Raw genomic sequence first — 24,794 nt, forward strand, 5'->3', positions numbered from 1 at the left:
GGCCGGGACCGGCCTCCAGGCCGCATGCCCGGTCCCGATGTCCGCGCGGCGGGGGCGGGCACGCCCCGCCGTGCGACGGTGCAAAGCGCTGCCGTACCTGATCTCCTGCGTCCTGCTGGCCAATGGGAGCCTGTCACGACCTAAGAGGGTTCCTCGGACAGATGGCAAGAGCCAAGACTGAGGAGCATCAGGTCCAGGGAACGGAAGTCTTGCGGCAATATAACGAGCGAAGTTTCTTGCGCTACAAAGAGAGCTAGCTAGAAGAAACGCTGCCCCGAATCTTATCCCATCTCTCGTCGGCCGCATCTGAGACGGAATCAATATAGTTGCGTATAATATCTTTATCTATGCAGTCTGCGATTATGGCTAACGCAGAAATCCCCATAGCGGCAAATTCTGGCAACTTATCTTTTCTTCTAAGACATGCCTGGATGATAGCTATATCGATTTCGGACAAAAGTTTGTCCCCGAAATTTTTGAGTTGTCCATGAATATTGCTAAGTACCCATCCAGAAAACCAGCCTTGCTGAGATAGCGGTTTATTTAAAACCCAGAAAATCAACGTTGAGGCCGTATCTAAAAGGACAGAATCTGGCAGTGTTACTGTTTCGGTCATCCAAGCCAATGCCCAAATCAGGCACAGTACTAAATGTTCCTCATCTTTGCTTTCAATTAGGAAATTGCATACGTGCTCAACGTTTCCGCTGACGTACTGAAAGACGGCGTCTCTTCCGCCGAAAAAGCTAATCGGCAGGTTGTCGTTTACATCTAAATGATAACTAAGTGAGAACAAAAAGCTGATAGCGCATAGCTGTTCGGCCAATGAGGATGACTGGAGACGGTTGGTTAGTAATTGCGATATCCCTGAGGAGTCCAATCCGTTGGTCTCGTGAGCGAAAACGTCGGCAGCGACCTGGAAATATTTAATTAGATATTCAGCGTCGCGATCAGAGAGTTGTTGTATAATTAAACTCTTAGCTGTATCGCCATAGCGGCCTGTTAAAATATCTTGGTACATACCGAGGGTGTAGTAACTAAAGTGCAGGGCTAAATCAATGGCGTCTTCTGCGTCCTCCGGAAAAGCCTGAGCCTCATCACTTATGCAGGAAAGAAGCACGTGTACTAGCGTATCGATACGGTCGGATGTATTGTTTTCTTCTTCCTGGCTGGAAATCATTTCATTTACGTACGCTACAAGTGCCTTAATGAGTTCAGCACCCTTTCTACCAAGAAGGGTGCTGCAGAGTACGATAACCTCACTCCAATTGGGATCCGAAAAATGTTGTTTCAGTAGCTCTACCGGATCTCTATCCATTGATGCAGGGATCCAGTCATTAGCAATAGCGCGCGCTGTTAAGTACTCCTGAAACGTTAAGTGGCGAAACTCGTATGAGGTTAGCAGGCGTCCTGCCTCTATGGTGTGACCCGCCTTCACGAGTAGACTGCTACGTAGCTCTACTCTCCTGATTACCTCACCTGCAGTAGTTGACACATAGGCTAGTACTTCAGGCATTTCTTTTCGTGCTTCTAGAAAAGTTTTCTCCATATCATGGTAGCTTGCTCGTTGCTCACCTTGAATAGTCATTTTGAAAGCGAGATAAGATAATTGAGGAACAACTTCATCAAGATTTAGCGGCGTGTGCCCTTCGACGTTCCAAGTCATCAGTAATAATTCAATAGCTTTGTCGTATAGAATGATCCTTCGCTTTGGCATGTCGCCGATCCATCTTTGAACATAAAGAAGAGTTGTGAGGAGAAGAGGGTTTTCGGCAAGACGCCGAACCCTACTGTTGTCGGTTATTCGGTTTACCACTTGATCGATATAATCTTTTCCTCTGGGAGTAGGATCGACATGTGCATACCAGGCGTGCGTAAGCTTGTAAATATTTGCGTCAGTTAGCTCCGAAAGACGATAAACAACACAGCAATAGTTAATATCTGTCGCTACGACGCGAAACCCTGCTTCTCTAGAGGTCAACACTAAGCGTACGCTCGGGTAAATCGCAAGGAATGTGCGTAGCTGAGTAGTGAAACGACGTCGCGCCGTTTCGTCGGCTATTTCATCAATGCCGTCGATGAGTAGTAAGGCTTTCCCTGCTCGCATAGTTTCGTTAACTAGTCGACGAAAACTATTATCTAGCTGTGGAAATTCCGCTTTTCTGGGTATATCGTGAATTAATCCGAGAATTGTTGTCTGCTCGCTTATTTTGAGGTCGCGACCGCGTATTACTATAGGCATCCACGGTTCACTTGGTAGATCGTCATCGATTAGACTGCGCCGATGCGGGTCTAGATATGCCACTGCAAGCCGCTTAATGAGTGTGGATTTTCCTGACCCTGGTGGTGCAAGAACGGCAATTTTTTTCTCTACAGTTAATATTTCACCGAGTCGCTCAACACGAACTTCCTCTCTTGGGCCGCGAGATGCTAAATTCCCCTGCGGCCGCTCTTCCAGATGTGTCGGCATTTTTTCAAGAGTTATGTCTATGTAAAATGCCTCAACGTCATGTCGTGCGGTGCTTGCGTAATTGTCTACGGGCATGCCTTCAAGCGTTATTGATCCGCATTCCTGTAGGACATATTGAGCATATGCGCTAAAAGCATCTTCATTGCCCCACTCCTCCGGGTCCCGTGGGGCATAAATTTTTATTGTTCTGAATTCTTCCGGCAAGCTGCTCTTTATTGACTCTGCCGCAGAAGTAGGGACCAAGTGCCCGCTGGCATGCACTAGGGAAAATCCAACTGTAATACCAAATTTGGTGAATTCTATAAGCCATAGCCATCCGGATTGGTGGGCTACTAATACAGGTTTCTCGCTGATCGATAGGTTGTTATCAGCTTCGAGAAAGTTGGCGGCAGAGAACACTGCTTGTTCTCTGGTGACAAGAATTCGCCCAGCAATTAGCTGCTTGTATATCTCGTCCGGCCCTAGAAGCAAAAAACGCGGGCGCGGGAATTCGCTTTCTTGTAACCGTGCGGGCGCGGTAAAACCTGATATTGATATGAAATATCCCGAAATGCCAGGATCCTTAACTCTCTCGCTTTCCAAGATGCCGGCAAATTTATTTAGATCTGAGCCGGAAATCGGCCGGTTATGCGCCTTGCACTCTACGACTATGCTCCGGTTCTCTAGTCGGTGGCGCGCGTGTATGTCTATCTCGCGACCAGGTTTATTGATGTTCATGTACAGCGTCTCGTAGCCTAGAGCGTGGACAACATCCGACATTCGCTCCGCGAAGAGATCGCCTTGGACATTTATGTCAGTCGAAGCAACTATGATCCGCACGCATAGCAGATTACAACGTGTGGCGGTTTATCGATAGACCTCTCGCCGCCCTTGCTGTCACTCTGTGTCCGTATTGCGTTAATGAATGAGTTAAGCGTAAGAGTATTGAGTTATGTCTTATATGTGGATTTTCGCGCGCGGTGGGGTTTTTCTATGATCTTGGAAGTCACCTAGATTGCTTAGGTATCGCATCGGTGATGCAGAGTCGCTAGGAGTGATAGGCGTAGGGTGAGGCCGGTCGAGACCAGTGGAAAACCGCAGTGTGGGCAGCAGATCGCACTACGCGCGCCGGGCCGCCATAGGCGGGTCGGCCTTGATCATGTAATGAAAGTCCTCGCCGGATCGGCTCCTTCGCGCTGATCGTGAAGCCTTCGGCTGGTAGGTGAGGCGGTGTGCCCTGGAGTGAATCGGCAGCTCAACGGGGCTTCGTCGCCATAATGATCAAGAAGTGACCGGGTTCAGGCGGCCAAGGTGAACTTCCCGCATGAAGTGAACCGCTTGTTGTAATGATTTTGCATGGTCACGAACTTCGTCCAGCCGTTGACCTCGGCCACGTGCTGGGCCTTGGCGAACTGCCAGGCGCTCATGCTGGAGGCGCCGAGGTAGCGGGCCTTGCCGGCGCGGACCACCTCGTGCAGGGCCTCCATGGTCTCCTCGATCGGGGTCTCGGAGTCCCAGCGGTGGATCTGGTAGAGGTCCACGTGGTCGGTGCCGAGACGGCGCAGCGAGCCGTCGATCGCGGAGTGGATGTGCTTGCGCGACAGGCCGCGGTCGTTGACGCCCTCGCCCATCGGGAAGAACACCTTGGTGGCCAGCACGTAGTCGTCCCGGTGGGGGAAGATCCCGCGGAGCAGGTTGCCGGTGACCTCCTCGCTGCTGCCGGCGGAGTAGACGTCGGCGGTGTCGAAGAAGGTCACCCCCGCGTCGGCGGCCCGGCGCACGATCGGCTCGGCCGCGGCCTCGTCGAGAACCCACTCGCTCCACTTGGCGGGGTCGCCGTAGCTCATCATGCCGAGACAGATCCTCGACACCTTCGTGCCGGTGGACCCCAGGCGCACGTATTCCATGGTGAAACCTCCCGATCTCTGCTGCCAGGGCCCAGCCTACGACCGGCGGTCCCGGCGGAGATCGCCGGGAAGGGGCCGTCCTGACATCTCGCCGAGCGACGCGGTACGGCAGGTGCCGCAGATCATCGACGGCTGTTTCCAACCGGTCAAGTGTCCCGGCTCCCACGTCGCTGGCGGCGACGCGGCGGGTCAGTTCCAAGGCTTCGATTGGGAACAGATGCTTCGTTCGCCCGCCAGTTGGTAGACGGCGGCTTCATCGGAAGCTCACTTGGAGTTGATGTCCGCCACGTACAACGCCTTCACCCTGGGGTTCTTGGAGATCTCCAGTAGCGTTCGCACGTCGTAGTTCTCGTAGATGAGGCCGTGGATCCTCCCTCTCTGAGAGGTCGCTCTCAGAGCATTCAGGTCCAGACCGAATGCCTTCAGCGTGTGCTGGTCCTGTGGCCGCAGGGTGGACACCCATTCTTGGAAGGAGGCCGTATAGGACTGCTCGTCACATGTGCGGCCGCAGTAGAGGCTGTTGCCGAGGGGGAGTCCGTCTCCTCCCGGCGACAGAAGCGCCCGTTGGGGTTGGGTCAGTCCTGCCTCGTCTTTCAGGGCTGCGGTCTCTGTCATGGGCTCGGCGAGTTCAGCAACGGCCACAACCTCGACATCGCGCCCCATGTTCGAGAGCAACTCTCGGATGGCCTGCGCGCTTTCGGCGCTCCCATTCGAGGTCCCCAGAAGTTTCAGTGCTCGCCCCAGACGGGTTTCAGGCAGCGGAGACACGTGGGTGACCACTGAGTCATGATCGAATGTCACCGAGACAGGGATGTCGCCTGGACGTTCGGCCATGAAGGCGCCGAGGGGATATGCGGTTGCCGTCACCACCAGACCGTCGGCCGTCTTCTCGCTTGTGGGAGCTGGGTTGAAACCGTAATCCGGGCGGGAGACAGATAAGGCGCTGAGGGCAAGCTCCACAAGCGTTCGCTCATCTTTGCGGGGGTCCGCCTTCGATGACGTGCATCCAGCGATCAGCGGAATCAGGATCATCACGGCGCAGAGCGCTGTTCGGTAGGGGGACCGAACGTTCTTCATCTCCGGCTGTCTTCCTCATGAAAGTCGGCGGGCCAGATGGACTGCACTCTTCGGAAATACCGGACTGTCTGGAGCTGTGACTCTACTAGATCATGTATCCGACGCTACGGCCATGAGCCGGCCGACTTGGAGCGATCATGCACCTGTAAGACATCCTGGGCGTCTTGAGTCTTACCTGAAGGTGACAAGCCTGCTTTCTTTTTCCGCCGAATCCTCGGTGAGAGTCGGACGCTTACGGACGCGACTGCTGCATTCCATTCCGATCTCTCGCTGCTGCGCACCACACGCCAACGGCTGTCTTCGGGCTGCCCCGGCGTCGGCGCGCGACGTCCTGTCCGTCAGGTGCGGCGGTGAATCCACCCGCGAGGTTAGGAGTCCACCTGAACCCCTGTCTGCTCGGGAGTGGGGCAGACAACAAGCCGAACGGTCCCCCGCTGGTGTCTGATGAGAAGTGGCGACGTGTCGCCGTTGTGTTCAACGTCAGCGTTGCTGAGGCGCATGATGCCGGTTCCCTGCCTGACAAAGTGAGCAGGGGGAATGCCGCGTGAACGGAGTTGCATCCTTCGCGCCTACCGGGGCCACTTCTCCACCAAGTCCCGCCACTACTCCACGACCCTCAGCGATCCCCGGCAGGCACGGGCCGGTCACCGCGCCGAACAAGCCCGACTGGTCCTCGGCCTACCGGATCCCGCTGACGGCAAGATGCTCACGGTCTCCGAGTGGCGCTACGCCGGAAGCGGGCACCGGCACGGCGAACCCTTCTGGGCCGAACTCGCCCGGTAACGCATCGCCACGGCTCGCAAGATCACTCGGGAACGATCACAGGAGTAGATCGGTCAGGTCCTCTGATGGTTTCTGCCGAAAGCGTCCCTCACTCAAGACTGCTCAGCTCTTGATACGCCTCGCGAAGCTCTGCGCCCTGAGGCGCATCGTGTGCTTCGATGGAATTGATCACCTCTCGTGCCCTCCAGTAGTTGGACGGCACCAACAGGCCGCTGGTCACAGCCGTGAGAGTGAGGTGCGCTGCCTCGTCCGGCTGATCAGAGGCCAAGAGGGCCAAGGACAGGTCAAGGCGCGCGGATACCGCCCTACGTGGACGGCGCGGTCCATCTGCGGCCGACTCCAGACGCGCGAGCACCTGCCGCGCATAGGGTTCAGCGGCTGAGTCTCCCAGCCAGGAAAGGGTGGTCGCGATGTACGCGTCACTCTTGGAGGGGTCGTAGCGGTAGTGATGCTCGGAACGCTCGGGCATCGGCAAGGGCGAGACCAATCGAGCAACCCGGGTCAGTGCGTCACGCGTCTCCGAACCAGCTCCGAGTCGCGCCCATACCCGGCCTTCCTGCGCGGTCGCCTGAATGTAGGCGGAGCTTTTGCGCGGTGCGATGACCTGTGCCCCTTGGGTGAGAGTCAAGGCACGCCGGTAGTCGCCAGTGGTCACCGCCTGCCATGCCTCCGTCTCCAGGCACCATGCCGCGATCTCGGGATGCTCGGCGTGCCTTGCCAACTGGGCGGCCGTCCGAAGCCACGTTGCGGCGGTTCCGAACTCACGAAGGTCGATATGGCAGGTGGAGGCGAGCAGCGACAACCAGCCGCCGACCGTGAGAAGACGGCGATGCTCGGTGAGTGTCTTCTTCGCATCGACCAGATGCGAGACGTAGGACAGGTGCTGGCGTACTCGTTCGAGCAGGTCGGCCGGTGGTGTCTGCGGGTAGGCGGTCGCGAGATCGTCAACAGCCAATTCCAGCCGGTCAAGCGTCTCATTGCCTACATCGCTCGCGGCGACACGGCGGGCCAGCTCCATCGCTTCGATCTCGTCGCCGAAGCGAGTCGTGCCCTGCGCGCTGTTCCCGGTGTCATCGCCGAACAGCTCGGCTTCTCTCACACCGAACACCCGGCAGTAGAGCACCCGGTAAGGGTCCTTCGGCTGGTGTCTCCCGGCTTCCCAGTCCTTGATCATGCGGATCAGGGATTCCCGCTCGGGCAGACGGGCGCGGGTGCGTATGTCCGCAACGTCGGCGAGCTGCTTGGCCATGTCTCGCTGTGTCCACAACTTGCCGCGCCTTTCGGCGCGTAGCCGTACGGCCCAATCTGGAACGTTGCTCATCGTGCGCACCTCGGGGGACTCGGGGGTCCGCCTGTCTCCCTCAGTCTCCCCTACTCGCACTGTCGGTGCGTGTATCCCCGGCGATGTCATGGGAGGACCGTGAAAAGCGGGACCCGCAGGCGCTGACACGCCGTACGGGTCCCTTGATCGCACATTGGAGGTGCGACCCATGGACAACTCTAGAGGCGCTCCGATCCCCGCGAACAGGGGCACAGCGGGCCATCAGAGCAGGGTGCTCGGCGTCGCTTCGATGATGCCGCTCGATACCGCCGAAGAACTCCGTAAGGCTCTGGAGGAGCAGGGGATAACGGCCGATGTTCACGACGGATACGGGCTGGCACTGGTGTCGGTCTGGGGGGGCCTGGTCGTGTGGTCGGACGGGGAACGGTTCTGGTGGCGCACCGGCTGGGACGCCCGGCGCGCCCGTTTCACCTATGCCTGGCATCCGGCGCTGGATTCGCGCCGGGCCGCTCGCCGGGTCGCCTTCCGCTACGCGAATCTCCGTGAGAGCGGCTCGCTGTCCGAACTGATCGCGGAAAGCATGTTGTGACGGTGCTGGAGGAGTGCCTGAGCCCGCACGTGGCCATGCTTCAACGTGATCATGTGCGGTTGGAGTGGTGCGTGCCGTACCCGGTGCTGGAGCGGGCGCGCTCGGTGGCCTGGACCTGCTTCTGCCGCGCGACGGTCCATGAGCTGTATGAGGGGGCGGGCGTTCGTTCGCCGGACCGTTCAGCTCGATGGCGGGCACGAGATACACGAGACCGCTGTCCGGTCGACCTATGAGACTCGGGCGATCTGGACAGGGTTGCTGTCCGGAAGAGCCCGGTAGAGACGGGCGTGGCGGCGTGAGATCTGGAGGGACGGCGTCGCCACGCCTGCCAGGAGTCATCCGGGAACTCCTGCTCCCGTTCCTTTCCCGTTCTCGGTGGCTGCCGATCTTGCGGCCTGGCTGAAGCTGAGCTCCGTTCTGGCGCGTCCCCACGCGCGCGATGCATCGTTGCCCCCACAGCGTGCATCGGCGGAGACGACGCACACCAAGGGACACGAGCATGTCAGACAGTCGAGGGGGGAGGAACCACCCGGCATCGCCGGGGAAACCATCAGCGGGAGCGGAGCGGCCGGCGCCAATGCGAAGCACTCCGTAGGGGCCGCGAAGCGGTTGGGGCCGGTGGTCGGAGCAGCGGAAAGCAAGCAACAACCTCGTACCCATGCCGGACGGCTCACCAGGTAAGAGTGAGCGGATCATTCCTCGTGACTTCCTATGCCTGTCCTAGGAAACCTGCCGGCAGACCACGACAGGCATGCAGTGAATGAGCTGTGCCGTATCCCGCTGCCCGTGGGCCGGTGCTGAGGGACGAAGCGCCGGACCGTTGATCACCCCCGACCTCGTGCGGAGATCGGCCACCATCAGGCGATCATGAGGACGTCGCCAATCGCCTGTGTAAGCGGCCCCCGGGAAATCCTGGCTGGCGGACACGTCGTTCCAGGTGGGCGGTCATGAGAAATCCGGGTGCGGCAGACCTGGTGCGACCGACATCATGATCCGCATGAGAGTCTGCCCCTTCTGCGAGATCATCGCAGGGCGAGCCGAGGCCAGCGTCGTCTATGACGATGACACCGTGGTGGCCATCTTGGATCTCAACCCGGCCACAGTCGGTCATGTACTGGTGATCCCGCGCGTGCACGTGGCCGGGTTGGCGGACGCCGATGACGCGGTCGGTGCGGCGATCTGGCGGACGGCACGGCGTGTGTCGGTTGCGTTGCGGGCGTCGGGGCTCCGCTGTGACGGGGTGAGGTTGTCGTTGGCCGACGGGGAAGCCGCCGGGCAGGATGTCTTCCACCTCCACCTGCACGTGGTGCCGCGTTATCCGGGGGACGGCGTTGTGGTCACCGCTGACTGGAAGAAGCGCTCGCGTGAGCTTCTCGACCAAGACGCGGCGCTGATCCGAGAGGCGCTCACGTGACTGTGGAGGCGGACGACCAACCCTCGGGTGGTAAGGAAGAGCGGCTGCGGCCGCTTTCGCACATGCCAAGTGACGAAAACGCGATCACCTGACGGTCACCCGCGCCGGTGACGCGATCACTGCGGGCTTGGTGGCCAGCACGTAGTCGTCCGGTGGGAGAAGATCTCGCGGAGCAGGTTGCCGGTGACCTCCTCGCTGCTGCCGGCGGAGTAGACGTCGGCGGTGTCGAAGAAGGTCACCCCCGCGTCGGCGGCCCGCCGCACGATCGGCGGGGGAACCGCTCACGGCCGGGCGGCCGGGGCGCCGGGCACGGCCAGGCGCAGCGCGTCGGCGAGCCCGGCGACGTGCGGCTCCGCCAGACGCCGGGGCGTGACGGCCACGCCGACGTATCGGGCGGGGCGCGGCGGCCGGATCGGCACGACGGCCAGCTCCGCGGACGGCTGCAGCGCCACGTGGGGGATGAGCGCGATGCCGACCCCGGCGGCGACCAGCACCTGGGCGAAGAAGTAGTCGGTGGTGCTCGCCGCGACGCGCAGCTCGAAACCGGCGAGCGTGGCGTACCGGTGCAGGAACGCACCGGTCTTGAGACAGCCCATCACCCACCGGTCGGCGGCGACCTCGGCCAGGTCCACCGACGCGCGGCCGGCGAACTCGTGGCCGGCGGGCATCACGACGGACATCGGGTCGTCCATCAGCGGAGTCCACACCAGGCGGGAGCGGTCGCCGGGCCGGATCGGCAGCGGCTCGTCGAAGTGGTAGGCCAGCGCGAGGTCGGCCCGCCCCTCGCGGACCATCGGCAGGCTGTCCTCCGGCTCGCGTTCCAGCACGGTCAGCTCGACGTCCGGGTGGCCGGCCGCGAACCGGGCGAGCGCGGCGGGCAGCAGGTACCGGCCGCCGCTGGTGAACGTCGCGACCGTCAGGGTCGTGCGCCCGCTCGTGAGCCGGTCGATCCGCTCCTGGGTGTGCCGCAGCTCGGCCGAGATCGTCTCGGCCGCCTCGACGAGCAGCCGTCCCGGCTCGGTGAGCACCACCCCGCGGGTGCTGCGGTGGACCACCGCCGCGCCGAGCGCCCGCTCCAGGGTGGCGACCTGCTGGGAGATGGCCGACGGTGTGAGCAGCAGCGCGGCGGCGGCCCCGCTGAAGCTGCCGTGCAGGGCGACCTCGCGCAGGATCCGCAGCCGCTGAACGTCGATCATCAGTTTTCCTAACAGCCGGTTAAGTAGATCACCACTTCCGCTTAGGACCGTATACCGACAGGCTGAAGGCATGAAAGAGGTATGCGTCATCGGCGGCAGCCGCTACTTCGGCAGGCGCCTGGTACTACGACTGCGTGATGCCGGTGTCAACGTCACGCTGGTCAACCGGGGCGCGCAGGCGCCGCCCCCGGGCGTCACCCATCTCGTGGCCGACCGCGACGACGAGCGGGCGCTCACCGCGGCGCTGGGCGCCCGCGACTTCGACGTGGTCGTCGACCAGGTGTGCGGCACGCCGCGCCAGGCCGCCGTCGCCGCGCGCGTCTTCGCCGGCCGCACCGGACGGTATGTGATGACCTCGACCATCGAGGTCTACGACCACGCCTCGACCGGAGACGTTCCGGCGGCCGTGCCGGGCGCCCCGCTGGCCGAGGAGGCCGTCGACCCGCTGCGGTGGCCGGTGGATCTGGAACTGCCCTGGCACGACCAGGCGTTCCGCGATGCCCGGTACGGCGAGGGCAAGCGGCAGGCCGAGGCGGTCTTCGCCCGCGAGGCCGTGTTCCCGTTCGCCGCAGTGCGCTCCGGTCACGTGATGGGCGGCGGCCCCGCCGACTTCACCGGGCGGCTGGAGCACTACGCCGGGCGCATCCGCGCCGGCCGTCCCGTCGCCGTCCACCGCGAGCCCCACCCGTCGTCGTTCGTCCACGACCGGGAGATCGCCGAGTTCCTGTACTGGGCGGCGGGCGCCGGCTTCACCGGCGCCGTCAACGCCCGCTCCCACGGCGAGTTCGACGTCATCGAGCTGTGCGAGCGGATCGCGGCGCGCCTCGGGGTACGGCCGGTCTACGAGATCGGCGAGGGCGCCGGGGCCTCGCCGTACTCCTTCGGCCACTATTACGGCATGGACAACAGCCGGGCGGGCCGGCTCGGCTTCGCCTTCTCGCACACCGGCGACTGGCTGCCCGGCGTCATCTCCGAAGCACTGTCCGGCGTCGGCTCCGAAGCACTGTGAGGTCCTCCGCCATGCACATCCGCCACATCGGCGCCGTCCCCGTCGGCGCCGTCGGACTGGGCGCCATGCCCCTGTCGATCGAGGGACGGCCGGACGAGGGCCGGGCGATCGCCACGATCCACGCCGCGCTCGACGCCGGCGTCACGCTGATCGACACCGCCGACTCCTACCACTGGCACGCCGGCGAGGCCGGTCACAACGAGGAGCTGGTCGCCCGCGCGCTCGCCGCCCGCGACGACGCCGGGGCGGTGCTCGTCGCGACCAAGGGGGGCCGGGGCCGGCCGGGCGACGGCTCGTGGACGGTCGACGGCTCGCCGGACCACCTCAAGCGGGCCTGTGAGGCGTCGCTCAGGCGGCTCGGCGTCGACGCGATCGGGCTGTACCAGCTCCACAAGCCGGACCCCGCCGTCCCCTGGGCCGACTCCGTCGGCGCGCTGGCCGAGCTGCTCGACGAGGGCAAGATCCGCATGGCCGGCGTCTCCAACGTCGGCACCGGGCAGATCCGCCAGGCACGCGACATCCTCGGCGACCGGCTGGCATCGGTGCAGAACCGCTTCTCCCCGGCCCTGCGCACCGGCGAGCCGGAGCTGCGCCTGTGCGAGGAGCTGGGCATCGCATTCCTGCCCTGGAGCCCGCTCGGCGGGATCTCCCGCAGCTCGCTCGACGGCGGATCGCGTCCCGGCGCGCCCGACCCGGCCTACGCCGCCTTCCACGAGGTCGCCCGCGAGCACGGCGTGAGCCCGCAGCGGGTCTGCCTCGCCTGGCTGCTCGCCCGGTCTCCGGCCGTCATCCCCATCCCCGGGGCCAGCCGCCCCGAGACGATCCGTGACTCCGCGGCCGCCGCCGGCCTGGCGCTCGACGCGGACGAGATCGCCCGGCTGGAGGCGGCCGGGACATCCTGACCGAACCTTCTGATCCTGACGCCCCCGACCGGGCCCTCACACGGCAATTCCAGCCATGAGCTCATCCAGGCACGACCACCCGCTGCCTCCCGCCCGCGTCCAGCAGGTCTCCGACGGCGTCTACGCCTACATCCAGCCCGACGGGCTCAGGGAGCTGAACGCCGAGACGGTCGTGCCCGGCCACGGCGGGGTCTGCGGACCGGAGGTCATCGACCACGTGCCGCGTCCTACGAGTCCGGAACCTCGGGCTCGTGCTTGCCGGGCGCGGACCGCCGTGTTCTGCCGATGCCACCGACCGCGTCAGGTGAGTTCGGCGGCGGGCGGAAAGCGGTCCCATACGCGGTGGCGGGCGAGAAGCGCGACCGCGTCGCGCAGCACCGCCTCGCCGTCGTCGCCGAGGACCACCCCGGCGGCCGACGCGGGCACGCCCGCCTGGACGAACGCCCGTTCCGCAGCCCCCCAGCCGCCGAGCACCTTGGCATGCCGGTACGCCTCGCCGACCATGAGCGCCACGCGCGGGTCCACGCCCGCACCGGCGGCGTCACCGGCCTTGGCGTCGCGCGCCCCGTACGCGTCCTTGCCCGGTACGGGCGCGCCCGCCAGCAGGATCGCGTCGAACTCGACCGAACGCGCGGTGGCGAACGTGCGCTGTACCGCCAGCGAGCCACCGAGCATGCCCCCCTTCGGGGCGATGATCAGGGGCGTCATGCCGGCGCCGAGTACGGCCTGGCGGACGGCCCCGACCACGCCGAGGTCGCTGCTGTCGTCGGCCACGATGCCGATGATCCGTCCGTCGACCGGCCACTCCCGGCCGACCTGGGACAGCGCGGGGCTCGACGGCAGGTGGGCGGCCGGTGGCTGGGACGGCTGCGGCGCGGGCAGCCCGAGCCCGTCGGCTACCTGCTCGCACAACACCGGGTCGATCTCAGCCAGCACGTGCAACGTGCGCTCCTTGACGGCCTGCTCGTAGCACTTGGAAAGCTCGAAGGTGTAGGCGGAGACGAGGTGCTCGCGCTCGACGGGCGACAGGCTCCGCCAGAACAGGCGCGGCTGGCTGAAGTGGTCGGCGTACGAGGCGGGCGCCTCGCGCACCTTGCGACCGGCGACCTCCAGCGGCACCTCGACGTAGGCACCCTCGGCCGCACCGGCGTGGAACGGGCAGCCGCCGTCCAGCGAGTTCGGCTTGTACGGCGCCACGCCCCGGTGCACGGCCGACTGGTGGAAGCCGTCCCGCAGCATATCGTTGACCGGTGCGTGGGGCCGGTTGATCGGGATCTGCGCGAAGTTGGGCCCGGCCAGCCGGGTGATCTGCGTGTCGAGGTAGGAGAAGAGCCGCGCGGCCAGCAGTGGGTCGTCGGTGACGTCGATGCCGGGTACGAGGTGGCCGGTGTGGAAGGCGACCTGCTCGGTCTCGGCGAAGAAGTTCGACGGATTGGCGTTGAGCGTCAGCAGTCCGACCGGCTGGACCGACGCCAGTTCCTCCGGCACGATCTTGGTCGAGTCCAGCAGATCGATGCCCTCGAACATCTGGTCGGGCGTGTCGGGGAAGATCTGGATGCCCAGCTCCCACTCGGGGAAGGCGCCCGACTCGATCGCATCGGCGAGGTCGCGCCGGTGGAAGTCCGGGTCCACGCCGCCGATGATCTGCGCCTCCTCCCATGTCAGGGAGTGCACGCCGAGCTTGGGCTTCCAGTGCCACTTGACCAGCGTCGTCTTGCCCTGGGCGTCGACCAGCCGGAAGGTGTGGACGCCGAAGCCCTCCATCATCCGGTACGAGCGCGGGATCCCCCGGTCGGACATGTTCCACATCGTGTGGAACGTCGCCTCGGTGTGCAGGGACACGAAGTCCCAGAACGTGTCGTGCGCGCTCTGGGCCTGCGGGATCTCCCGGTCAGGGTGCGGCTTGGCGGCGTGAATGATGTCGGGGAACTTGATCCCGTCCTGGATGAAGAACACCGGGATGTTGTTGCCGACCAGGTCGAAAACGCCTTCGCCGGTGTAGAACTTGGTGGCGAAGCCGCGCGTGTCGCGTACGGTGTCGGCCGAGCCCCGCGAGCCGAGCACAGTCGAGAAGCGCACGAAGACCGCTGTCTCGGCGCCTTCGGCGAGGAAGCCCGCCCGGGTGACGTTCGCGGCGGTGCCGTAGGAGCGGAACACGCCGTGGGCGCCGGCGCCGCGCGCGTGCACCACGCGCTCCGGGATGCGCTCGTGGTCGAAGTGCATGACCTTCTCGCGCAGGTGGTGGTCCTGTAGCAGGACCGGGCCGCGCGGGCCCGCCTTGAGCGAGTGGTCGGTGTCCCGCAGCCGCACACCCTGTGCGGTCGTCAGGTACGCGCCCTCCTGGGCGACCTTGTCCTGCGGCACACCGGTGGGCTGGCCCGTCGGGGAGAACGTGTCAGGTCCGCGCTGGTCGGGCTTGGGCGGCAGCGGCTCCCTCGGCTCGGTGGGCTGCTCCAGCGACGGCGGCTCACTGTTGGGCACCCCCGGGATTTCGGCCCGCTCGCCCCTGCCGGACACCGTGTCCACGACCTTGTCCACCGCCGCCTTGATGGGATGGGACTTTTCCATGTTCGTTCCCCCTCGCGCTGCGCAACTCATGGGCTTGACCCTTGGGCAGCGTTGTGCGAATACCCAGGGCTTCGGCGCGCAGTCCTCGGAAAACGGGATATAGCAGCAGGTCGGGAATGTTTAGAGCCTGAGTTGGGGTAAGGCGCTGGAGCGGCGGAAGCTCCTCATCTGCACCGACGGGGTGACCGTCCACTCCGACGAGCTGCGCTGCGAGGTGCGGCACGTCGGCGGCCCGGCGCACACGACCAACGACTCGATCGTGTGGATCCCTGAGCGGGCGCTGCTGTCCGCCGGTGACCTGGTCTTCAACGGCGGCACGCCGTTCGTGATGGTGGGCTCGGTCCAGGTTCGATCGCGGCGCTCGACGGGCTCAGGGAGCCGATCGACCTCGCCGCCGCGATGCTCGAGATGGTGGAGTTCAACGGAGGCAGGCCGCTGACCTGCCTGGCCTGACCCGCATGGCCTGATCTGTCTGGCCTGGCCGGCCTCACCTGGCGCCCGCCCCGCGGGCGCCAGGTGAACGCCTGCCCCGAAAGGATCAGGACAGGTGGCGCGACCACCATTCGAGGACGGCCTCGAAGCGCTGGAGGCGGTGCCTGGGGCGGCCGCTCCGGCTGAGCTCGTGCCCCTCGCCGGGGAAGAGCAGGAACTCGGCCGGGGTGCCGTTGCGGCGCAGGGCGACGAACATGCGCTGGGCCTGCTCGACCGGGCAGCGCCAGTCCTCCTCGGAGTGGACCACGGCGAACGGCAGGTCGATCCGGTCGGCGTGGTACAGCGGGCTCATCGCGCGCTGGACCTCGACGTCGGGGCCGCAGTAGGCCTCGGCGAAGAACCAGCCGATGTCGGAGGAACCGGTGAAGGAGTCCCAGGCGTTGACCGCCCGCTCGCTCCAGGCCGCCTTGAAACGCTCTCCGTGGTGGGCGGCCAGCCAGCTCGTCATGAATCCGCCGTAGGAGCCGCCCATCACGCCCACCCGCTCGCCGTCGCACTCGGGCCGGGCCAGCGCCGCGTCCAGCAGGGCGAGCACGTCGTCGACGTCCACGGTGCCGAAGGCGCCGATCACCGACTGGCCGTGCGCCTGGCCGTACCCGCTGGAACCGCGCGGGTTGGGCAGGACCACCGCGTATCCGGCGGCGGCGTAGACCTGGGTCTCGTCCATGAAGCCCCACCCGTGGTGGTGGAAGGGGCCGCCGTGCACGTTCAGCAGGACCGGGTGCGGGCCCTCGCCCTCCGGCAGGGCCAGCCAGCCGTGGACCGGGTAGCCGTCGGCGGACACGGCGGTGATCTCCTGGAGCGGACGCCTTCCGGCAGGCGACCCGTTGAAGTCCGTGAGCGTCCCGGCCGGGGTGACCACCTCCCCGGGGCTCTGCGGGGTGGACACCACCGCCACGACCTGCCCGCCGTAGGAGGTGAACGACTTGACGCCCGCCCGCTCGCCCAGCACGAGGGGGAGCTTCTCCAGCGGCGCCTCCGCGGCGTCGGAGGGGACCAGCCGCAGCTCGACCGCGCCGCGGACCCGGACCGCGACCAGCACGCCGTCCTCGGTCGCGATGGGGGACAGCGGCTCGATGTCCACCGACTCCTCCTCGGTCAGCCGCACCCCGGTCGCCGGCTCGCCGCCGATCCGCAGGGGAGCGCGGAAGAGGCCGGTGTTGCGGGCCACCGCGTGGATGCCGGAGAAGGCGGTGCCGAGGTAGAGCACGTCCCCGCCGGGGAGCGCGACGGGATACCCGGCCGATCCGGTGCTGCGCACCACCAGGATCGGCGCGCCGCCGGCGGCCGGCACCGCGTACAGGTCGGAGTGCAGGCTCTCGCCGTCCAGGTCGCGGTCGGCCGAGACCAGCACGTGCTCGCCGTCGGGGGTCCAGCTCGGGGAGGCGATGTCGTAGGGGCCGTCGGTGAGCCGTACCGGCTGCGGGATGTCGGCCAGGGCGTTGACCACGAACAGGGCGGGCGGCCGGTCAAGGGTGAAGCCGACGCCGTCGTGCCGGTAGCGGAACCCGGTGATGCGGCGAGGCGCCTCGGCCGCGGCGCTCACGTCCTCCTCGGTGCCGTAGCGGCCGGCTTCGGGGACCCGGGCGACGAACGCGATCCGGCGGGAGTCGGGGGCCCAGACCGGGGCGCCCGCGCCGAGCGGCAGGTCGGTGAGGGGGCGTGCCTCGCCGCCGCCGGTGGGCATCACGTGGAGCTGCGGCCTGCCGCCGTCCTGCGCGCGCAGGAAGGCCACCCAGGCCCCGTCGGGGGAGATCCGGGGCGCGCTGTCGTGGTCGCCGAAGGTGAACCGGACGGGCGGGCCGTCCTGGGGGAGCCGCCACAGGCTCCCGCGGTAGGCGTCGGCCTCCAGGTCGGGGCGGGCCACGTCGACGAGGATGAGATCCTCGTGAAGGGTGACGCTACCGGGGAGATGCAGCAGGGCGAGATCTTCTGGACGCATGCCCAGGGACGTTATCACCGCATTAATCATCTTTTGCGGTGTGAAACCCGCATGTCCGCGCCGGCAGCTCCGCCCGTCACGGAACCGGGGAGTACGGCCCGGCGCGGCACGGGCCGATGAGGGGCGGGCGCGGAGCCACTCGGTGAGCCGCGACGGCCTGGCCGGCCCCGGCCGTGCGCTCGAAGACGCCGCGCGAGGCGCCGGAGTGCCCGTCGCCGTCGCCCCTGCAGCAGAGTGAGGCCCCTACAGCGGGGTGAGGCCGCTACCGCAGGGTGAGGCACCTACAGCAGGGTGAGCCCGCCGTCCACGGCGAGGGTCTGGCCGGTGACGTAGCCCGCCTCGTCCGAGAGCAGGAAGGCCGTCACCTTCGCCACCTCCCAGGCGGTGCCCTGACGGCCCATCGGGATCATCACCTGGCCGCGGTGCTCCCAGAGCCTGGCCGCGTCCCGGCCGAGCGGGGTGTCGATCAGGCCGGGGGCGACCATGTTCGCCCGGATCCCGCGGCCGGCGCCCTCCAGCGCGACGTGCCTGGCCAGGCCGACCAGCCCCGCCTTGGAGGCGTCGTAGGCCGGGATCAGGCTGCCCGGGCGCAGCCCGGCCACCGAACCGATGAACACGATCGAGCCGCCGGAGCCGAGCAGGGGCAGCGCTCCCTTGCAGACCAGGAAGTGGCCGCGCAGGTTGACCGCGAACACCTGGTCCCAGTCGGCGGCGCTGGTGCCCGCCAGGGCCAGCCCGGCGCCGATCGCGGCGTTGAGCACGATGCCGTCCACCGCGCCCGCCCGCCCGGCCAGCGCCTCGCAGGCGTCACCGTCGGCCAGGTCCACGGTGATCACCTCGGCCTTCCCGCCCTCGCGGCCGATCCACCCGGCCGTCTCGGCGGCCGCGTCCTCATCGACGTCCGCACAGATCACCGTGGCGCCCTGCCGCGCGGCCTCGACCGCGATCGCCCGCCCGTTCCCGATCGGCGGTTCGGGGTCGGGGGAGGGGCGGGTGCCCGCGCCCACGACCAGCACACGTCTACCTACCAAGCGACCGTTCACAATCGTGATCGTAGTAAGTACTCTCTGATCTGTGAATCCCCGAGTCGAGCCGCTACCGCCGGAGCAGTGGGACGGGTTCCTCGCCCGCGTCGTCGAGGGCACCGGCCCCTACAACGTCTTCACCACGCTGGCCCGCCACCCCGCGCTGTTCCAGGCGTGGATCGGGTTCGGCGCCGCGCTGCTGTACGGTACGCTGCCCGCCCGCGACCGGGAGCTGGCCGTCCTGCGCACCGCGCACAACCGCGGGAGCGCCTACGAGTGGGCCCAGCACGTACGGCTGGCCCGGGAGGCAGGGCTGGCCGAGGCCGAGATCGAGGCCGTCCGCGGTCACGGGCACGGCTGGGACGCCGGCGACCGGCTGGTGCTGGACGTGGCCGACGAGATGCACCGCTCCGGAGACGTCACCGACGAGACGTGGGAGGCCCTGTGCGCCCGCTACGACGAGCCCGGCCGGATCGAACTGGTCATGCTCGTCGCCCACTACGACATGCTCGCCGTGGTCCTCACCACCCTGCGTGTCCCCCTGGAGGAGGACGCCGGCACGGCGCTCACGGGTGCCGGAGACCCGCCGGATCCCCCGGCAGGATCATCGTGACGCCGGGGACGGAGCCGATCGCGGCGAGCGCGGGCCCCGCTCCGTCGAGGCCGACGGTGCGGGTGATCAGCAGGTCCGGGCGGAGGAGCCCGGCGGCGACCATCTCCAGCATCGAGGGGTAGGCGTGGGCGGCCATGCCGTGGCTACCGAGGAGTTCGAGCTCGTAGCCGATCACCCGGTTCATCGGCAGCGAGGTGAGGCCGGGGAGCAGGCCGATCTGGACGTGACGGCCCCGGCGGCGCAGGCCCTCGATCGAGGACGCGCACGTCTGCGGGCTGCCCAGCGCGTCGATCGAGACGTGGGCCCCGCCACCGGTCAGCTTCCGGACGCGCGCGGCGGCACCGGCCCCGTCCGGCGGGGTGTCAGGGGCGGCGGGGGCGGCGGTGACGCAGGCGGCGGCGCCGAACCGCCGGGCCAGGTCCAGGGCCTGGGGGGAGACGTCCACGGCGACCACCCGCGCGCCCGCGGCGGCGGCGATCATCACGGCGGACAGGCCGACCCCGCCGCAGCCGTGCACCGCCACCCACTCGCCGGGCCGTACCCGGCCGACCGTGACGACGGCGCGGAAGGCGGTGGCGAAGCGGCAGCCCAGGCTCGCGGCGGTGGGGAAGGTCATCTCCTCCGGCAGCGCCACCAGGTTCACATCCGCGTTCTCGATCGCCACGTACTCGGCGAAGGAGCCCCAGTGGGTGAACCCCGGCTGGGTCTGGCGCTCGCAGACCTGCTGGTCGCCGGCCGCGCACGCCGCGCAGGAGCCGCAGGCGCATGCGACTGGACTCAAAACGTCACAGCCGGGTGACTGCTCTACGGGCCGCCCGTCACTACTTCTTCTTGCCTCCGCCCCGCGGCGCCGGCTCAATGCCGTTCTCCCGTGCGATCTTGCGGACGTGGGCGGCGGTGAAGGGGGAGTGCTCCACAACGTCAGTCGGGCGTTTGCCGGCCTTCAGTGCCGCTACTACGTCGGTAGTGACGTCCTTGCGTGATCGCTCATGCGCCTTCTCCGTCTCGCGGTACCGGCGGGTGCTCTCGTCGAGCGCGTCGAGTGGGTCCTTGTTCGCCATGGCAAGAGAGTATCGCAACACCCTTGCGATTCCCATAGGCGATCCCGTAGCGTAGCAATCGCCACAGAGAAGCGATTCTCTAGATCGGTTAGGCGGACCCGCCCGGTGAGTCACCACCGGAACGGGTCCTGGATCGGCACCAACCGGAAAGGTCCCTCACCTGATGGACAAGCTTACGAACGCCACCCCCACGACCGCCCCCGCAACCCTCGATCTGGGAATTCTCAAAGAGAGCCTGACGATGGCCCAGCGGAACGGTCGTGCGTGCGTCCAGTGCGGTTCCTCTGATTACCCGCTCAAGCCCGCTGGCATGCTGCTCGACGTCGCGGTCGTCGAGTGCGACTCCCACGCCTGGGAGCGGGACGCTGCGGCGAACCCGCCCACCTGGCTCACCAAGCCATGCCCGGCCTGGTGCACGGAGCAGCACAGGGGCGGCGACCACCCCGACGACCGTCAGCACACGAGCGTCATCCACAGCACCGACCTGCTCACCATGGACTTCGAGAACTTCGGATCGCCCACCAAGCCCGAGCATCGGCCCGTCTCGCTGATGACGGACCTCGTTCAGGGCCACCTGGAGGCCGAGCCGCGCATCTGCCTCAACGACTCGACCGACAAGGGCACCTCCTACTACCTGTCGCTGGCCGAGGCCGAGGAGATCGCCGCGCACCTGCTGCAGCTCGTCGCCGCCGGCCGGGGCCGCACTGCGCACCAGGGCGAGGACGCGGCGTGAGCGTCCTGCCCTCTTGTCCCGCCTGGTGCACCGACCATCGGCAGGCCGGTCACCCCGACGACTCGCTGTGCCGTACCCGCAGTGTCTCGGACGCCTACGGCGAGACGGTCATGACCTACACGCCCGACGAGGGCGCGATCGTCTGGCTGTACAACACCCGTGACGAGCTCACCGTCGACGAGGCCGAGCAGCTCGCCCGCGCCTTGCTCGCCCAGGTCGCCGCCGCCCGCAGCACCTCATAGCACAACGGCCCCGGGCCGGTGGTTGCACACCGGCCCGGGGCCTGGACCCCACCCCCTGCCTGAACAGGAGAAGAAGCCGTGCAGCAGAACCTACCCGCCTCGATGCCGTGCCCGCCATGGTGCAAGGCCGAGCACACCGACGCCGACCCGGATCGCACCCACGCCGCCGTCCTTGGCCCGTTCGGCGGTCCCGGCCAGGTCGTCATCCGCTACGTGCAGGCCGACACGGACGGCACCCGCTACCCGGCGCTGGGCCGCCTGTCCTACTACGTCGGCGAACAGCGGAGGGTCCGTGACCTCGAGCCCACCGACGCCTACGACTGGGGACAGGTCATCGCCGGTCTCGACATCCGGTCGTTCACCGAGTTCGCCGAGGCGCTGGGTACGGCCGCTCGGGTCCTGGACGGTGGCCTGTGAACGCCCGTCGCGACTGGACGGTGATCGGGTGCGTCGCCCTGGTCGCCCTCGCCACCGTGACCGCGTCCTTCACCGCACAGTCCGGTCTCGGCGAGCTCGCCGGCTGGACCACCGTGTTCCACGTGTTCGGCGTCGAGGTGTCGATGTCGTGGCTGCTGCCGATCACGGTGGACGCCTACGGGATCGCCGCTACCCGTATCGCGACCGACAAGGGCAAGTACTCGGCGGAGGTGCGCGGGCACGCGTTCGGGCACGCGCTCGCCGCGGTGGTCGTCTCCGTCCTGGGCAACGCCATGTTCCACCTGATCGAGGCCGAGGTGATCGAGCTGGGTGGCGCGTCCTGGGTGCTGGTGGTCGCGGTGTCGGTGGTTCCGCCGATCGCCTTGGGCGGGCTGGCGCACCTGCTCGGCGTCGCCGCCCGGGACGAGGTAGCCGCATCCGAGGGTGTCACCGCTGACACCCTCGAAAGGGTCGAGACAACCCCCTCGGACCTCCTTGTGAATCACAAGGAAGTCGAGGCAGCAGCTGTACCTAGTGAAGATTCTTCACAAGGTGTCGAGTCAGGTACAGAGAGCGAGAAAACGGTGGCAGATCTGCCACCGTTTGTACCCGCCCTACTCCCGGCGCCACCTGCACAGACGCCGGTTCTCACACCCGCGCCTGACGAGCTGTTCCCGGTGGCCGCGGCCAGGTACGCCGACGAGGTCGCCACGGGTGTGGTGCCGACGCTCACCCGCATCAAGCGAGAGATGAAGGTCGGCCAGCCGCGCGCCGTGAAGATCCGCCTGTACCTCGACCAGCTCGCCCGACTCGCCGTGTCCTAGACCAGGTCCGCCCCCGGGCCGATCCGACCAAGACAGTCCCGGGGGCGGATCTCCACCTGAATGGAGGAGATCAATCATGTCTCAAGCCGTCCAAGAGCACGAGAGCACCGTGCTGTTTCAGCGGCGCCAGACCTCACCGGAGTTCTGGCAGAAGTCCCCGCAGATACGTGTCCCGGTCCGTCAGATCGTCCACCGGGTACGGCAGGGCAAGTACCCGACCCGCACCGTGAGGTTCGCCTACCGGTCCGGCATGGCGCCCGTCACGGGGACGTCCCTGCTCGCCAAGACGGCGTGGCGGTGGATCCGGGCGGACGACTACGCGGGCACCGACGACTACATCTTCCGGGAGAAGGTCCGCACCCGGCGGCGCCGTACCGCGTGGTGGACCGGTGCCGGCTACCTCGCCTCGGCGGTCACGTCCACCGGCCTGTACGGCGGGACCGCCGCGGCCCTCGCGGTCGGCGCGGTCGTCGGCGTGGGCACGGCGGTTGAGGTCCGCAAGCGCATCGTCGAGCGGCCGGTACCGCTGAAGATCCCCGGCCTGAACCGTAAGACGCCGGCGGAGAACACGGTGATCCGGGCGGCGATCGACGCCAAGCTCGGCCGCGCCGAGGGGATGCGGCTCGCCTCCCCGGTCCTGACCGAGGACGGCGGATGGTCGACGGTGCTGCAACTGCCGCCCGGCCAGCTCGCCCGCAAGTGCCTCGGCATGGAGGGCGCGTTCGCGTCCGCGCTCGGCGTCGGCGAAACCCAGGTCGTGTTCGAGCTCGTCGACGCTCACGCCGGACGCTTGGCTATCTTCGTCGCCAAGGCCGACCCATTCCTGAAGCTCTACCCAAGTCCGCTGATCGGGCGTACGGAGCCGGTCGACTTCTGGCGGGGGATCCCGGCCGGGATCAACGGGCGCGGCCGGGAGGAACGGCTCCGGCTAGTCGACGCGTCCCTTCTCGTCGCCGGCGAACCCCGGGCGGGCAAGTCCGCGGCGGTAAACGGCATCATCGCCGCGGCCGGTCTCGCGGTCACGCCGAAGATCCACCTGTGGGACGGCAAGGGCGCTGGCGACCACCGCCCATGGCGGCGCATCGCGCATACCGCGGAGAAGCGCAACGCCGTCGGCCTGCTCGCGCACCTGAAGCGCATGCAGGCGCAGATGGAGAGCGTGTTCGACCTGCTCGACGACGCGGGCGGCTCGACCAAGCTGACCCCGGAGCTGTGCCGCCGGTTCGGCGTGGACATCGAGCTGACCATCGTGGACGAGACCCGGTACTACGTCACCTCACCGCAGGGCGAAGAGATCGTCGCCCTCATGGTGGACATCGCCTCCCGGGGGCCGGCCGCCGGGGTGCTGCTGATCTTGGCTACGCAGCGCATGACGACCGACGCCATCCCCGGGCCGCTCAAGGGCGTGTGCTCGCTGCGGTGGGGGATGCGTTGCCCGGACACCACCGCGTCCAACGCCGTCATGGGGCAGGGCGCGGCCGGCGCTGGCTACAACTGCTCGGAGATCCCCCGCTCTCACCGCGGCGTCGGCATCCTCGACGCGGACGGCTCCGACCCGGTGAAGCTGCGCAGTTACTTCCTCGACGATCCCGACCTGGTCGAGGTCGCCGAGGTGGCGTACATGCTGCGGGCCGCGGCCGGCACTCTGCCGGAGAGGGTGAATCACCCTCTCGCCGAGGACCCGGTCGAGGCGATCGTGTCCGCGTTCGGCGACGCCGACCGGCTGCACACCGTGGACCTGGTCGAGGCGCTCGGCGACGGCTGGACTCCCGCCCGGGTCGCCGAGGCGCTCAAGCCGTACGGGGTCTCTCCCGGTGACGTGAAGATCGACGGCCGCAACCGCAACGGCTACCGCCGCGGCGACCTCATGGCCGCGCTCAACGGCTCCTGAGACGCCTCTACCGAGGCTCTACCACTGAAACCGGGTCTACCCCGCCTCTACCGCATCTGAGCTGCGAGGTAGGCCCGGTAGACGCTTCCGCGCCACCCCCCGAAACGGCCCTGAGAGGGCTGGAAAGCAGAGGTAGGAGACATGGAGCTGATCCTGATCGGGATCACCGCCGTTGTGATCTGGTGGAGCTGGGACCGGCGCCGGCACCCGCTCAAGCGGTGCCCGGCCTGCCGACGCTCGCCGGGCCGCAAGGTGTCCGCGTGGAACGGCAGCGCGTACGGCGCGTGCCGACGCTGCGGCGGCAAGGGAGAGGTCCGCCGATAGATCCAGGGGTACGCACCAGGGCGTACCCCTCATAGAGGTAGGTCCCAGCAGGACCCG

24 protein-coding genes and 1 pseudogene are annotated in these 24,794 nt (G+C 66.7%); 13 read left to right on the plus strand and 12 right to left on the minus strand.

Annotated features, from left to right (window positions below):
• Positions 1-253: 253 nt before the first annotated feature.
• The 3 genes and pseudogenes from CA984_RS03475 to CA984_RS03485 form a co-directional block, all read right to left on the minus strand.
• Entirely contained in the window at positions 254-3,286 is a 3,033-nt protein-coding gene (locus tag CA984_RS03475; RefSeq protein WP_133061524.1) for a restriction endonuclease, read from the minus strand.
• Between the two features lie 500 nt (positions 3,287-3,786).
• Positions 3,787-4,353, minus strand: a pseudogene (locus CA984_RS03480) (aldo/keto reductase); the annotation flags it as partial.
• A gap of 264 nt (positions 4,354-4,617) precedes the next feature.
• Positions 4,618-5,430 (minus strand): hypothetical protein, encoded by an 813-nt coding sequence (locus CA984_RS03485; RefSeq protein WP_133061525.1) that lies wholly within the window; start codon positions 5,428-5,430, stop codon positions 4,618-4,620.
• Between the two features lie 537 nt (positions 5,431-5,967).
• On the opposite strand from CA984_RS03485, the gene CA984_RS03490 reads away from it, so the two are divergent.
• Complete coding sequence (locus CA984_RS03490) at positions 5,968-6,213, plus strand: replication initiator (protein WP_086567971.1); 246 nt, start codon at positions 5,968-5,970, stop codon at positions 6,211-6,213.
• Between the two features lie 88 nt (positions 6,214-6,301).
• Here CA984_RS03490 and CA984_RS03495 read toward each other — a convergent pair whose 3' ends face one another.
• Complete coding sequence (locus CA984_RS03495; RefSeq protein WP_479725527.1) at positions 6,302-7,705, minus strand: NsdA family TPR-like regulatory protein; 1,404 nt, start codon at positions 7,703-7,705, stop codon at positions 6,302-6,304.
• A 61-nt stretch (positions 7,706-7,766) separates the two neighbouring features.
• Here CA984_RS03495 and CA984_RS03500 point away from each other — a divergent pair, with 61 nt between their 5' ends.
• Together CA984_RS03500 and CA984_RS03505 are read left to right on the plus strand one after the other, a co-directional pair.
• Positions 7,767-8,084: a hypothetical protein gene (locus tag CA984_RS03500; protein ID WP_086567974.1), complete on the plus strand. Its 318-nt coding sequence runs from the start codon at positions 7,767-7,769 to the stop codon at positions 8,082-8,084.
• A gap of 997 nt (positions 8,085-9,081) precedes the next feature.
• Entirely contained in the window at positions 9,082-9,498 is a 417-nt protein-coding gene (locus CA984_RS03505) for an HIT family protein (protein ID WP_086567977.1), read from the plus strand.
• 116 nt (positions 9,499-9,614) lie between these two features.
• Here CA984_RS03505 and CA984_RS47010 read toward each other — a convergent pair whose 3' ends face one another.
• Entirely contained in the window at positions 9,615-9,761 is a 147-nt protein-coding gene (locus tag CA984_RS47010) for an aldo/keto reductase (protein ID WP_423229280.1), read from the minus strand.
• Between the two features lie 18 nt (positions 9,762-9,779).
• Entirely contained in the window at positions 9,780-10,694 is a 915-nt protein-coding gene (locus tag CA984_RS03515) for a LysR family transcriptional regulator (RefSeq protein WP_086567983.1), read from the minus strand.
• A 70-nt stretch (positions 10,695-10,764) separates the two neighbouring features.
• Between CA984_RS03515 and CA984_RS03520 the strand changes: the two genes are divergently transcribed.
• Positions 10,765-11,703, plus strand: a complete 939-nt coding sequence (locus CA984_RS03520) for an NAD-dependent epimerase/dehydratase family protein (RefSeq protein ID WP_086567986.1) — start codon at positions 10,765-10,767, stop codon at positions 11,701-11,703.
• Positions 11,704-11,714: 11 nt separating this feature from the next.
• The gene (locus tag CA984_RS03525; RefSeq protein WP_086567989.1) at positions 11,715-12,605 is read left to right on the plus strand and encodes an aldo/keto reductase; all 891 of its coding nucleotides are present in this window, start codon (positions 11,715-11,717) and stop codon (positions 12,603-12,605) included.
• A gap of 61 nt (positions 12,606-12,666) precedes the next feature.
• Here the strand turns inward: CA984_RS03525 and CA984_RS45835 are convergent, their stop codons facing one another.
• Together CA984_RS45835 and CA984_RS03530 are read right to left on the minus strand one after the other, a co-directional pair.
• On the minus strand, positions 12,667-12,822 hold the full coding sequence (locus CA984_RS45835; protein ID WP_165781085.1) for a hypothetical protein: 156 nt from the start codon (positions 12,820-12,822) through the stop codon (positions 12,667-12,669).
• A gap of 83 nt (positions 12,823-12,905) precedes the next feature.
• Entirely contained in the window at positions 12,906-15,173 is a 2,268-nt protein-coding gene (locus tag CA984_RS03530) for a catalase (RefSeq protein WP_086567991.1), read from the minus strand.
• 181 nt (positions 15,174-15,354) lie between these two features.
• Here CA984_RS03530 and CA984_RS03535 point away from each other — a divergent pair, with 181 nt between their 5' ends.
• The gene (locus CA984_RS03535) at positions 15,355-15,612 is read left to right on the plus strand and encodes an MBL fold metallo-hydrolase (protein WP_242675713.1); all 258 of its coding nucleotides are present in this window, start codon (positions 15,355-15,357) and stop codon (positions 15,610-15,612) included.
• Between the two features lie 99 nt (positions 15,613-15,711).
• Here the strand turns inward: CA984_RS03535 and CA984_RS03540 are convergent, their stop codons facing one another.
• Positions 15,712-17,607, minus strand: coding sequence for a S9 family peptidase (locus CA984_RS03540; protein WP_086567994.1), 1,896 nt, complete (start codon positions 17,605-17,607; stop codon positions 15,712-15,714).
• Positions 17,608-17,888: 281 nt separating this feature from the next.
• The gene (locus tag CA984_RS03545) at positions 17,889-18,650 is read right to left on the minus strand and encodes an SDR family NAD(P)-dependent oxidoreductase (protein WP_086567996.1); all 762 of its coding nucleotides are present in this window, start codon (positions 18,648-18,650) and stop codon (positions 17,889-17,891) included.
• Positions 18,651-18,681: 31 nt separating this feature from the next.
• On the opposite strand from CA984_RS03545, the gene CA984_RS03550 reads away from it, so the two are divergent.
• Positions 18,682-19,245: a carboxymuconolactone decarboxylase family protein gene (locus tag CA984_RS03550; protein WP_086567999.1), complete on the plus strand. Its 564-nt coding sequence runs from the start codon at positions 18,682-18,684 to the stop codon at positions 19,243-19,245.
• Here CA984_RS03550 and CA984_RS03555 read toward each other — a convergent pair.
• Together CA984_RS03555 and CA984_RS03560 are read right to left on the minus strand one after the other, a co-directional pair.
• Positions 19,199-20,164 carry a zinc-binding dehydrogenase gene (locus CA984_RS03555; RefSeq protein WP_341351696.1) on the minus strand — a complete coding sequence of 322 codons (966 nt, stop codon included), beginning with the start codon at positions 20,162-20,164 and terminating at the stop codon, positions 19,199-19,201. The two genes, CA984_RS03550 and CA984_RS03555, sit on opposite strands and share 47 nt — an antisense overlap.
• A complete protein-coding gene (locus CA984_RS03560; RefSeq protein WP_086568002.1) occupies positions 20,067-20,306 on the minus strand; it encodes a hypothetical protein in 240 nt (79 codons plus the stop codon). Before CA984_RS03560 ends, CA984_RS03555 begins: the two co-directional genes overlap by 98 nt.
• Positions 20,307-20,469: 163 nt before the next feature.
• On the opposite strand from CA984_RS03560, the gene CA984_RS03565 reads away from it, so the two are divergent.
• From CA984_RS03565 to CA984_RS03590, 6 genes are all read left to right on the plus strand, one after another.
• Positions 20,470-21,039, plus strand: a complete 570-nt coding sequence (locus tag CA984_RS03565; protein ID WP_133061526.1) for a DUF6907 domain-containing protein — start codon at positions 20,470-20,472, stop codon at positions 21,037-21,039.
• Positions 21,036-21,281 carry a hypothetical protein gene (locus tag CA984_RS03570; protein ID WP_086568008.1) on the plus strand — a complete coding sequence of 82 codons (246 nt, stop codon included), beginning with the start codon at positions 21,036-21,038 and terminating at the stop codon, positions 21,279-21,281. Before CA984_RS03565 ends, CA984_RS03570 begins: the two co-directional genes overlap by 4 nt.
• A gap of 78 nt (positions 21,282-21,359) precedes the next feature.
• Complete coding sequence (locus CA984_RS03575) at positions 21,360-21,698, plus strand: hypothetical protein (RefSeq protein ID WP_086568011.1); 339 nt, start codon at positions 21,360-21,362, stop codon at positions 21,696-21,698.
• The gene (locus CA984_RS03580) at positions 21,695-22,522 is read left to right on the plus strand and encodes a hypothetical protein (RefSeq protein ID WP_086568014.1); all 828 of its coding nucleotides are present in this window, start codon (positions 21,695-21,697) and stop codon (positions 22,520-22,522) included. The genes CA984_RS03575 and CA984_RS03580 overlap by 4 nt, the downstream gene beginning before the upstream one ends.
• Positions 22,523-22,598: 76 nt before the next feature.
• Positions 22,599-24,413, plus strand: a complete 1,815-nt coding sequence (locus CA984_RS03585) for a P-loop NTPase family protein (protein ID WP_086568017.1) — start codon at positions 22,599-22,601, stop codon at positions 24,411-24,413.
• Between the two features lie 141 nt (positions 24,414-24,554).
• The gene (locus CA984_RS03590) at positions 24,555-24,737 is read left to right on the plus strand and encodes a hypothetical protein (RefSeq protein ID WP_086568020.1); all 183 of its coding nucleotides are present in this window, start codon (positions 24,555-24,557) and stop codon (positions 24,735-24,737) included.
• Positions 24,738-24,794: the final 57 nt, after the last annotated feature.

The sequence above is a fragment of the Streptosporangium minutum genome, from assembly GCF_002149035.1.
GTDB classification, from domain to species: Bacteria; Actinomycetota; Actinomycetes; order Streptosporangiales; family Streptosporangiaceae; genus Streptosporangium; species Streptosporangium minutum.